Origin of the sequence: Nostoc sp., from assembly GCF_036917135.1 — a bacterium.
Classification (GTDB): domain Bacteria; phylum Cyanobacteriota; class Cyanobacteriia; order Cyanobacteriales; family Nostocaceae; genus Nostoc.
The window spans coordinates 51081-62049 of the sequence record NZ_JBALEA010000040.1 but is presented as its reverse complement, the minus strand read 5'-3'; the positions used below and the strand labels follow the sequence as shown (position 1 = coordinate 62049).

Annotated in this window: 7 protein-coding genes and 1 pseudogene; all 8 read left to right on the top strand. The window is 40.7% G+C overall.

Going from position 1 to position 10969, the window contains the following annotated elements; all coding sequences use genetic code 11:
• Nucleotides 1–405 precede the first annotated feature (405 nt).
• The 8 genes and pseudogenes from V7K50_RS11885 (at nucleotide 406) to V7K50_RS11850 (ending at nucleotide 10961) form a co-directional block, all read left to right on the top strand.
• Complete coding sequence (locus tag V7K50_RS11885) at nucleotides 406–2616, top strand: EAL domain-containing protein (protein WP_334960214.1); 2211 nt, start codon at nucleotides 406–408, stop codon at nucleotides 2614–2616.
• 896 nt (nucleotides 2617–3512) lie between these two features.
• A complete protein-coding gene (locus V7K50_RS11880) occupies nucleotides 3513–4124 on the top strand; it encodes a PEP-CTERM sorting domain-containing protein (RefSeq protein ID WP_334960212.1) in 612 nt (203 codons plus the stop codon).
• 761 nt (nucleotides 4125–4885) lie between these two features.
• Complete coding sequence (locus V7K50_RS11875; RefSeq protein ID WP_334960210.1) at nucleotides 4886–5563, top strand: hypothetical protein; 678 nt, start codon at nucleotides 4886–4888, stop codon at nucleotides 5561–5563.
• Between the two features lie 70 nt (nucleotides 5564–5633).
• A pseudogene (locus V7K50_RS11870) lies at nucleotides 5634–5804 on the top strand (CRISPR-associated endoribonuclease Cas6); the annotation flags it as partial.
• 345 nt (nucleotides 5805–6149) lie between these two features.
• The gene (locus V7K50_RS11865; protein ID WP_334960208.1) at nucleotides 6150–7796 is read left to right on the top strand and encodes a mechanosensitive ion channel family protein; all 1647 of its coding nucleotides are present in this window, start codon (nucleotides 6150–6152) and stop codon (nucleotides 7794–7796) included.
• A 23-nt stretch (nucleotides 7797–7819) separates the two neighbouring features.
• Nucleotides 7820–8071 carry a hypothetical protein gene (locus V7K50_RS11860; RefSeq protein ID WP_334960206.1) on the top strand — a complete coding sequence of 84 codons (252 nt, stop codon included), beginning with the start codon at nucleotides 7820–7822 and terminating at the stop codon, nucleotides 8069–8071.
• 373 nt (nucleotides 8072–8444) lie between these two features.
• Nucleotides 8445–9032, top strand: a complete 588-nt coding sequence (locus tag V7K50_RS11855) for a LemA family protein (RefSeq protein ID WP_334960204.1) — start codon at nucleotides 8445–8447, stop codon at nucleotides 9030–9032.
• Nucleotides 9033–9038: 6 nt separating this feature from the next.
• Nucleotides 9039–10961, top strand: a complete 1923-nt coding sequence (locus tag V7K50_RS11850; protein WP_334960203.1) for a M48 family metallopeptidase — start codon at nucleotides 9039–9041, stop codon at nucleotides 10959–10961.
• The last annotated feature ends 8 nt before the right edge of the window (nucleotides 10962–10969 follow it).

Genomic DNA, 10969 nt, shown 5'->3' with positions numbered 1-10969 from the left:
CGATGTCCAGATCCCCGACTTCTGCAAGAAGTCGGGGATCTAATATTTCACGAACGATTTAGGATTGCTATAGATTTAGAGGTATTAAACCCTTTAATTTATGATAAATTGATCATTCATGAATTGCCTCTAGGGCATGTACTTTTGCGTAAGTTCTACTTTTATTTTGTAACTTAAATTGTTGATATAACTCTTCATTATTTTGCTTGACTGCACAAAATACATCGGCAATCACTTGAGTGTTTAGTATAAATTTTAGGATGTTTTGGTGAGCCACCTACTCAACTAAATTACTCAGTTTAGTTAACTCATCAAATCTTCATGGATTTGAAGTGTAGTTTATCTTTTACAGTAACAATAGTGGGAATAATAAAGTAAATTCGATTCAGCAAATTAGTTAGCTATATGAGCCAAATATGTCCTATCTCCAAAACCTGTGCTTGTCGCAATGTTGCACGCTGCCGGTCTAAGGAGGCAGGCAGGCTCTTTCTCTGGTTCCCCGTTCCACATACCCTGAAAAAAGTCACCTCGTATCTACAGCAGTTTACCATTGAGTATGAACTGATGCACGAGCGACCAGGTTTGAGTTTGAACTGTCAACCCGGACAGTCCCTAGAAATTGCCCGTAACTTGGCGAAACTACTTGCACCAAGAGAATTAAAAGAGACCCAAGTCCTTTTCATTCGAGGCAATATCCAACCTCAACTCCATGATTTTAGTGATATAGCCTCATTACAACGCTTCATTAAATTGAACCAATCCGACTGGCTGGTTGAAATGCTAGCAACGGAACGATTCACCAGTTACTTCCAACCAATTGTCTCAATCAACGATACATCGCAGATTTTTGGATATGAATCGCTCTTACGAGGACTGGATGAACAAGGCAATTTAGTACTACCGACAGCAATTCTGGAGTTAGCAACCGAAGCCGGACTCCTACCACAACTCGACCAAGTTGCTCGCCTCAGCACAATCGCTCAATTCAGCCGCCATCAAGTGAGTGGGCATATCTTCATCAATTTTGCACCAACGTCACTTTATGACCCAGCTTTTTGCCTACGTAGTACGGTAGAGGCAATTGATACTGCCGGCATTTCCCACGATCGCGTTGTTTTTGAAGTTGTGGAGTCAGACAGTCCTCAAGATTTGGCCCATCTCAAGGCAGTGCTGCAATACTACCGGGATGGTGGGTTTTTAGTCGCTCTTGATGACCTTGGTTCTGGCTATTCCAGCCTGAACTTGCTGCATCAGTTACGTCCAGACTTTATCAAGCTGGATATGGAGTTAATTCGAGATGTGCATCAAGACCTTTACAAAGCTTCGATTACCGAGAAGCTTCTAGAGATTACTCAAAAGTTAAACATCCAGACCGTTGCTGAAGGAATTGAGTGCATTGAGGAACTGAACTGGCTGCGAGAACGAGGTGCAAATCTGGCTCAAGGCTATTTGATTGGTAAACCCAGTGCAGTGCCTATGACTACAACCCCTCGCTTTGATCCGATCGCATTAACTGTAGCATCAGCAAATTCTCAGGTAGTTGAGCAGGTTCAAAACCAAAGCGAACCTGAGCGAATTGTCGCGGCTGTCACCCAGCGCATTCGACAATCGTTGGAGTTAGAGGAGATTTTACAAACCACAGCAGCCGAAGTGCGACAACTGTTTGAAGTAGACCGAGTGCTGATTTACCAGTTTGAGCCAGACTGGAGTGGGTTAGTTGCTGTAGAATCCTTAGCAGAAGGATGCATGTCCATTCTTGGTTTTCACGTTATGGACACGTGCTTTCAATCTAGCCGTGCAGCTTACTTTCAACAAGGTAACACCAGAGCGATCGAAGATATTGAAACTGCTGGATTATCGCCGTGTCATATTGACCTCCTCCAGAGTCTGCAAATCCGGGCAAATCTTGTCGTACCCATTTTGCAGCAAGAGCGTTTGTGGGGACTATTGATCGCTCATCAATGCCGTAGTCGCAGACAATGGCAGCAATCGGAGATTAACTTATTTAACCAGTTAGCAGGTCAAGCTGCGATCGCTATTCAGCAATCAGAACTTTACCATCAATTACAACAAGCAAACCAAGAATTACAGCGCCTTGCCTGTTCGGATGGTTTAACCCAGGTGGGAAATCGACGCTGCTTTGATGACACCCTCAACGCAGAGTGGCAACGATTAGCACGAGAGCAAGGCTCGCTATCTTTGATTTTGTGTGATGTCGATTACTTTAAACTCTACAACGATACGCATGGACATCTGGCGGGAGATGATGCACTTAGACACGTTGCCAAGGCAATCTCTCAGGCAGTGAAACATCCCGCAGATTTAGTTGCTCGTTATGGTGGAGAAGAGTTTGCAGTCATTTTGCCGAACACTGATATCGAAGGGGCTATTGCAGTTGCAAGAGATATTCAGACCAATGTTAGTGCATTACATCTGCCTCATCCCCATTCTGATGTCAGTGAATTTATCACCCTAAGTCTTGGTGTGGCAACCATCATACCTAATAGCCAATTATCTCCTGCAACCTTAATTGCTGCTGCTGATCAAGGACTCTACCAGGCAAAAGCACAAGGAAGAAATTGTGTGGTGCAGATGGATTGTGAAGATGCTGATTGAATAATTAATAATTTAGCTGAAAATTTAATTTGCTCAACAAAAGTAATATAGGACTCATATTTGATTTCTGAAATATACGTAGGGGAGCCAGTGCGTTGCGGAGGTTCCCTCCGTTGTAGCAACTGGCGTTGCGTTACGCCAAAGGCTAACGCACCAGTTAACGATTTAGGTGCGTTAGGCTACGCCATAACACACCCTACAGATACTTAGATTTTTTCAGAAATCAAATCGCACTCCTATACATACAAGCTTAAAATACAATACGGTTCAGTTAAGGACAAAACTTACCCAAAATTAAGAAAAAACGGCAAGAAGTTGCTCGGATTTTGAGATCAAATAGCTATGTTGCGACACCGAATAGCCCGTCGTAGACCGCTTCTCTACGAACGCGAATAGCGTGTCCGAGACAGAGGCTGCACCCTAAGCATAGCTATACCACAAGCTTTACGGCTTCTGCATAGCTGGCTTTTGAGCAGGGGTATGCTCGCCGTATGCATCGTCAAAGCACCACAGTTGTAGTTACTCATGAAGTCTTGTCATGTGTGTAAGTCGTGCAAAATAAAAAAACTTTTTACTTAAAGTTTTCATAAAGTCAGCGTTTAATTACGTAGTTGAATTGATTTTTTCCAACCAAGTTGGTATGATAGCTTCAATCAAAAACACAAATTCCTATAAAAAAATATGCCATAAATACTGTTGAATAATTCATAAAGTTTAAATCCTCAGATCGAGGACTATTTAAGCATTATTAGTCAGGAAGTCGAGACATTTGCCAGCAATCCTATCTATGCGATCGCCATACATCGAGTGTCACTCACAATGGAGAATCTGCTTGATAAATTTCTCGCTCTCAAGATTTTTGAAACAAGCTATTAGTAAATCCAAGGAGATAATTTATGTTAAAAACAAATTTTTTTCAAAAACCATTAATGGTTATTCTGGGGTTAGCATTAGCTACTGTTTCTACCGCTCAACCCTCCCAAGCTGCTATCTTTACTTATCAGGGAGATACAACAAATGAACCGATTTGGCGGCGTGTAGCACCAGGGAATCCTCCCACTCTTATCAGTGGTGAAAAAGATGGGAATTTGGGAATGAGTGTACCTTACAGTGTATTTGATTTTACGGTCGATCAATCAGGTTTATATAATATAACTGGTGAATCTGAACCTACGCCACCTGCAAATAGAAAATGGGATATTTTCTTAGCTTTATATCAGGACAGTTTCAATCCTACTGAACAATTAACCAATGTTCTTATAGCAAATACTACTACTAATGGTAGTACTGTTACTTTCAACCAAGAACTCGTTACAGGACAGAAATACTTTTTAGTTACTACCGGTCGTCGAGTGAATGATCTTGGCCAGTTTAGCAACACAATAAGTGGTTCGGGTCAAATTACACCAATTCCTGAACCAGATTCAATACCTGCGATGTTAGTCACGGGTGGTATAACTTTACTACTGTCTAAGCGAAAAGTAGGTTTAAAAATATCGCATTTCTAAACCGTTTGTAAGCATATCTGCAACTTGTGAATAAGTTGGGGATATGCTTACAAAGTAGGTATGACTGCTATAGTTGCACTCATATAATCAGAATACTCTGTAAGAAAGCTAACAGGCTTTACCTATCGCTCTTTTCACTGCACCAAGAACTGTAGCATTTATTTGGTCTATTGGTTGTATACACGGAGTAGTCTAGTCGCTGTATGGTTTTGCTTCAACTATAGTGTCGGGACAACTACAACCCTTTCCCATAACTCAGAAAGTTTTCCAATTTACAGGTGAGTCTCACTTATAAAGAGTTTATTAACTTGATAGTTACCTATTTATAAGGCAAATAACAACAGCTTAGTTTCTATACAATATTAAGCTGAACTATTTTAAAAAGAAATAAAAATTAATTTTGTTCGTGTTTGATTACTATAATAGTTGGTATTTTACTCAATAAGTTGGTATTATCTTCATTAGATTACACAGATACACTTATCCATTTGGAAGAACGCAAATCTAACAAGAGGTTTGCGACTAACTTTGGTGTAAGGATTCATTAGTTTTTAATATGAGTTATTAAAAACTAGCTATTTAGTAGCGTCTGGTAAGGAGTTGAAAGTTTAAGGATAGAATCGGTTTTCTTTTTATCTAACAGAATCTATTGTCAAATTGCTCAATTTTGGCGATAACGATACTAACTGGAGTTTAGTAAACAGCTTTGAGCAAAACTATCTAATTTTTTCAATATTCAGTAGTAAATGGAGAAATATTTTATGCGTTTTACCCGCACGATACCCATTGCGTCTTTAATACTATCGATACTGGTTTTATGGCAGCCTACTTTAGCTGACTCAAGAAGTGGTCTTCCCTCGGAAAAAGAAGAAAAAATACCATCGATCTGGGATAGAAATAAGTGTCTTGGAGGTTCTTCGCAAAGTTTTCGCTTGGGTGGAGAACTCAATAATCCAGCCACTTATAATTTGCAAAAACTGCGAAATTTACAAGATGCTTTAAAAAAACAAAATCCAGCATTAGTTACTGAAGTTACTGTAAGCTTTCAAACCGGCTCAGGGCCACAAACAGAAACATACTATGGAGTCCCCCTATGGGAATTGATTAATAATCCGAAAGCCGGAGGTGGTCTAAAACCTGGGAATTCTGGGGTGAATAGTAAAAACTCTTTTCTGAGGCAATATGTTCTAATTGACGCTACAGATTGCTATGGTGCAGTCGTAGCTATTGGTGAAATTCAACCTAACTTTGAAGGGAAAACAGTGCTAGTTGCATTTGCAAAAAAAGGTAGTGATGGTAAAACCGTGCCTTTAACAGATGAAGGATTTGCTCGTTTAGTAGTTCCAGGTGACAAAGCTGGAGGTCGTTACGTTAGTAATGTGACAAATATCGTCATATTATCTGCTCCTCCTTCTCCTTTGAAACCAAAATATTTCTGATATAGAGACTAAGGTTGTCAATCTCAATAATATCAGCAATAACTTCTGGAGACATTTGTAAATCTATCAGGGCGATCGCACTGATAAAATTGCTTCTACTTGGGCAACTATCTTAGCACGTCGGGAGATGGGAGAATCATTGCAGGTGACATCCCAAGACTTAGAGATGCCCTACGCTACTGTAAAAACTTACGTAAAGTTAGCTCGGCGGGCGCTCAAGGATAATGTCAATCAACCTTAATTGGCAGTAGGGGCACAGCATTGCTGTACCTCTACTTTTGTTATGCACTGAAGTTTACTTGGGTAAAATACAGAGAATATAATTCACACGAAAACTTAAGGCGATCGCCTCAAATTTAGAACACAAAATGTTACTACCTTGACAATTCGTGATTATATGAAATAATTGTAATCTCTTTATATGATACTCTCAAGAGATTTTGACAATATAATATAGCGTTTCCTAATCATATTAGGTACATCAGAGCCACCTGAACCCTTGCGGTTTGGGGGTTGCGTTGCTGTACCTCACAAGGACAGAGAGACGCTATACAACCATTAAATTACTTCAGCTTTATGCTCACAAATGAATATATTAATTATTTTGGCTGAATCTGTATCAAAAGCTAGCATCGTACCACCACCTCCGACTTTCCCAACGGGCGCACAAATTAGTTCTTTCTTGTATACCTTCGGCGCATCTATAGTTGTTGTCTTCATCCTCTATATATTACTGTTCCATCTACTGCGATCGTTTCTTCGCCGCACAGAAAAAGATACAGCCCTGTTCATCCTTGGGATCTTACGAATCCCTGCGATCGCAATTTTTATCCTTGCCAGTTTAAAACTCTCTCTGACTCAACTAGGATCAGGGGGAATTATTAATTTGATTGATCGAGGACTGACGGCTTGCCTAATTCTTGGTTTCACTTACGGCACAACTTTGTTATTTACCGAAGCAGCAGTCTATTACTTAAAAGACTACGCCCGCAAAACTGAGGCTGTGTGGGATGACGTATTAATTCCACTCCTACAAAATTTTATTCCAGTCATCACTTACCTAATTGGAATATCTCTATTTTTCAGCACCATTGGCGTTGATTTAACAGGAATAGGGCTAGCAATAGGTAGTATTACCGTAGTGTTAGGATTGGCAGTAAAAGATATTTTAAGTGATTTTTTTAGCGGGTTGGTTTTGTTAGTTGATACACCCTTTAGATTTGGAGATGTCATCTCCATGCCAGATGGTTCAATTGCAATTATCAAACACATTGGTATTCGGGTGACAAAACTATACCTGATTAACGAGCATTGCGAGGTGTATACACCAAACACGACTTTGGGAGGTCAAAATATAGTCAATCTCAGTCGTCCGACAACTCACTATGCTTATACAATTAAAGTGTCAGTTAGAGTTGATGCTGATGCAGTGGTAGCAACAAACATTCTGCAACAAATTATTGTCGGGCATCCAGATACATTGGGTGAGCTTGATGAAAAACTTCAACATTTGGACAGTTTTGCAGCATTGAGAGAAGCCCAGGGCGATAAACTTTCAAAAAAAGAAGCTGGACGGCTACGTTTATTAATTGAAAAAGATGTCAACAGCTATCTGCAAAAAATTGAACAAGCATTTGAAGATTTTATTAAAGAAATTAAGAAACTAGAAAAGGGTGGATTGAATTCAGAGGAGTTGAAAATTATACAGAAAAACTATATAGAAATATTGAACCTTGTGGGGCTAGTAGTCATCACAGAACGTCAGGGAAAACGCCTGCGATCGCACCTAGAAGAAGAACCGACTGATAAAGCAACTCTGATTAGCTTGATTCGCCAATGGTATAAAACTTGGTTAAAAGATCCTGATTTAGTAATTGAAGACCAACATCTTTTACCAGATGAATGGGAGCATAAAATTGAGCTTATGAAAATTAAACTGAATAAATTATTTCAGAAAATCTCAAATCCTGGAGTAGATGAAACCAGATTAGATGATTACTCCTTAAAATTTGTCGAATGGCTGCATGATAATTTTAAAGAGTCTAATACTGCCTGGAAAGAACCACAAGTTCAGCTAACTGATATTCAAGGCTCTTCTATGCAGTTTTCTGTGAGATTTTATGTTGATAATATTCAGTTAGAACACTGGCGGCGTGGAAACCGCGTCCAAAATGAGATACGTCGAGAGATGGTGCGGCGGTTAAGACAAGCTTATATCTACACACTAGGATGATGAATTTCAGGTATCTAAATAGCATGACAGACATAACAGATTTATCAAAAATAATTGCCAGCAAAGGCGACAATCCAGGAATTTTGTCACCGGAAAATTTGCAGTCAAAAGAAGATACAGAACTTGAGCGAAAACTGCGAGAACTCAAGTTTAAACAAGAACTAAGAAAAGATTGGATTTTATTTATTGTCAGGGATGTAGTAATTTTTCCTACCGCCATACTTTTTATTTTTGCTGTGAGTGGTTATTCCCTATTTACTCAAATTCACAGATAATTTATAATCCAATACCGTTCAGTTAAGCCCAAAACTCTTGGTAGAGATGCGTTAGCGTAGCGGGACGAAGTACAATTTCGCGTTTCTACAGGTCTAAAATCAGCACCAAAAATCCTTAATCCAAGCGTATTGACTTATAATTTTTACCCTACTAGGTGTTGAGGGTGGGCACTTTTACGACATCCTTAAAAAATCTTACAACTTATCTAGTCAGTGCAATTGCGTAACTAATTTTACAGACGACGAAGCCAACTTACTACAAGTAGACTCATTTTTATATCCACATAAGTTTTTAAGTTTTGCTGGATATCAGGATTGCCGTAATTGGTAAATCTGCAAAAAAGTAAGTACCTGATGGAAATAATCTAAAAATATGGGGCTTTTAATATTTTCTGTTGCTTTAGTTGCCATTGTTGCTGTAATTATCATTAATAGCTACAACGATTTAGTCAAGTATCGCAACCGTTACAAAAATGCTTACTCTCAAATCGATGTGCAATTACAGCGTCGCTATGATTTAATTCCCAATTTGGTAGAAACTGCCAAAGGGTACATGAAACATGAGCGTGAAACCTTAGAAGCAGTTATTGCGGCTCGGAATTCTGCAATTAATGCTAGCAGTCGTGCCGCGCAAAATCCCGGCGATCCTCAAGCGATGCAACAGTTGGGCAATGCTGAAGGGGCGCTGACAGGTGCCTTAAGTCGGTTGATGGTACTTTCAGAATCTTATCCAGAATTGAAAGCCGATCGCGCCATGACTCAGGTAATGGAAGAATTATCTTCCACTGAAAACCGGATTGCTTTTGCACGTCAGGCTTTTAATGATGCGGTGACACTTTACAACACCAAGAGCGAATCTTTCCCCAGCAACCTTGTGGCAAATACTTTTAACTTTACTGTTGCAGAATTGCTCCCCGAAGCTGCTCCAGAAATAAAAAATGCCCCACGCGTGTCTTTTTAGGTGTCTATGAATTTCTTTGAACATCAGGATCGGGCACGCCAAAATACGCAACAATTAATTGGGTTATTTTCCCTGTCCATCGCAGTCATGATTCTGGCGATTTATATTGCCAGTTTATTTCTGTTTCGTATGGCTCCTAGAATTTGGTGGCATCCAGGGTTATTTCTCTACGTGGTTGGGATCACAATAATTGCGATCGCAATGGGAAGTTTGTATAAAATTACTTGTCTCCGGGAGGGCGGGAGCGTAATTGCTCAGGGGTTAGGGGGAAGACTCCTGCTACCAGAAACAGCCGATGAACAAGGGCAACAACTATTAAATATAGTCGAGGAAATGGCGATCGCTTCTGGTATATCTGTCCCACAAGTTTATCTCCTTGACAGAGAAATCAGCATTAATGCCTTTGCTGCCGGATTTACGCCCAATGATGCTGTAATTGGAGTTACCCGTGGAACTTTGCAACATCTAAATCGGGATGAGCTGCAAGGAGTCATCGGCCACGAATTCAGTCATATTCTCAATGGAGATATGCGGCTAAATTTGCGTTTGGTGGGACTACTCCACGGGATTTTGTTCATTTATTTAACCGGGGAATTGCTGTGGCGCCTTCGTGGTACTTTCCGCGAAAACAAGGGTTTGCCCCTGTGGGCTTTTGGTTTAGCACTGATGGCAATTGGCGGTATCGGATTATTTTGCGGACGTTTAATTAAAGCCGCAGTCTCTCGCCAACGGGAATTTCTCGCCGATGCTTCGGCTGTACAGTTCACTCGTAACCCCAATGGAATTACCGGAGTCTTCCAAAAACTCCAACAAATGGATTCTCGCTTGATATCGCCCGGAGCAGAAGCCGCTAGCCACATGTTTTTTGGCAATGCTCTCAACCCCTCTTTCTGGGACAATATGTTTTCTACCCACCCACCCTTAGCAGAACGTATCCGTCGCGTTGGAGGTTTGAACGCTCAAAATTTAGCAGCAATGCCATCTCGCAATCAAGGGCGTTCCCCCTCCCAGGAATCTCTAACAATGGGCTTTGCTGGTGGTTCTAGCCCCACGCCAGAACAGGTAATCAACCAAGTTGGCAGGGTGACACCAGAGCATTTTGCCCATGCTCAAGCGCTGTTATCGCAGTTACCAGAATCCCTGCGTTTGGGTGTGCGGGAACAGCAAAGTGCAATGGCGATCGCTTTTGCCCTAGCCTTAGATACTGAAAATATCGAGATCCAACAACGTCAAATTGCTTGGTTACGCGAGGTGCAGCCTGCTGATTTGGTAGAAAAAACCCTGGAATTTAGTAGCGAAATTAGCCAGTTAGACTCTAAAATTCGCTTGCCACTTGTGGATTTGGTAGTACCTATATTACGCCAAAATTCTGCCAAAGAATGCCAAAGGCTGTGCAAATGTGTTCACGGTTTAGTTAAAGCTACCGGAAGTTTATCACTATGGCATTTTGTGTTGCAGTTAATACTGTGGCATCGTCTCGAACCTAGTATAAATCCCACATCTGTGACAACGGTAGAATTCACCTCCATTGAAGAGATTTGGCCAGATAGTCTATTAGTACTGTCCGTAATTGCCCGCCTCGGATACTCTCAACCCGATGCATCCACCGAAGACATCGCCTATGCTTTTCGTTGTGGAGTTTTTCGACTTCCCAAAGCCGGAGAGCAAGAAAAACCAGAAACACCACTGACTTGTAATTTTACTGAACTGAAGAAAAGTATTGAGCGTCTGCGCCTTGCCACTCCCAAACTCAAACAGGCTATTGTTGATGCTTGTGCCCACACGGTACTATTAGATAACAAAGTTACTCCATCAGAAGCAGATTTACTCAGAGCGATCGCTATGACGTTAGATTGTCCCATCCCGCCATTTTTAAATCCTCAGCGTGGCGTTTCAAAACAGAAACAATCTTCTCAAAACCGAAGTTAATATAACTA

What these genes read in the sequence shown, in the direction of transcription:
- V7K50_RS11885 (WP_334960214.1), top strand. Translation starts at nt 406, where the DNA reads ATGAGCCAAATATGTCCTATCTCCAAAACCTGTGCTTGTCGCAATGTT.
- V7K50_RS11880 (WP_334960212.1), top strand. Translation starts at nt 3,513, where the DNA reads ATGTTAAAAACAAATTTTTTTCAAAAACCATTAATGGTTATTCTGGGG.
- V7K50_RS11875 (WP_334960210.1), top strand. Translation starts at nt 4,886, where the DNA reads ATGCGTTTTACCCGCACGATACCCATTGCGTCTTTAATACTATCGATA.
- V7K50_RS11865 (WP_334960208.1), top strand. Translation starts at nt 6,150, where the DNA reads ATGAATATATTAATTATTTTGGCTGAATCTGTATCAAAAGCTAGCATC.
- V7K50_RS11860 (WP_334960206.1), top strand. Translation starts at nt 7,820, where the DNA reads ATGACAGACATAACAGATTTATCAAAAATAATTGCCAGCAAAGGCGAC.
- V7K50_RS11855 (WP_334960204.1), top strand. Translation starts at nt 8,445, where the DNA reads ATGGGGCTTTTAATATTTTCTGTTGCTTTAGTTGCCATTGTTGCTGTA.
- V7K50_RS11850 (WP_334960203.1), top strand. Translation starts at nt 9,039, where the DNA reads ATGAATTTCTTTGAACATCAGGATCGGGCACGCCAAAATACGCAACAA.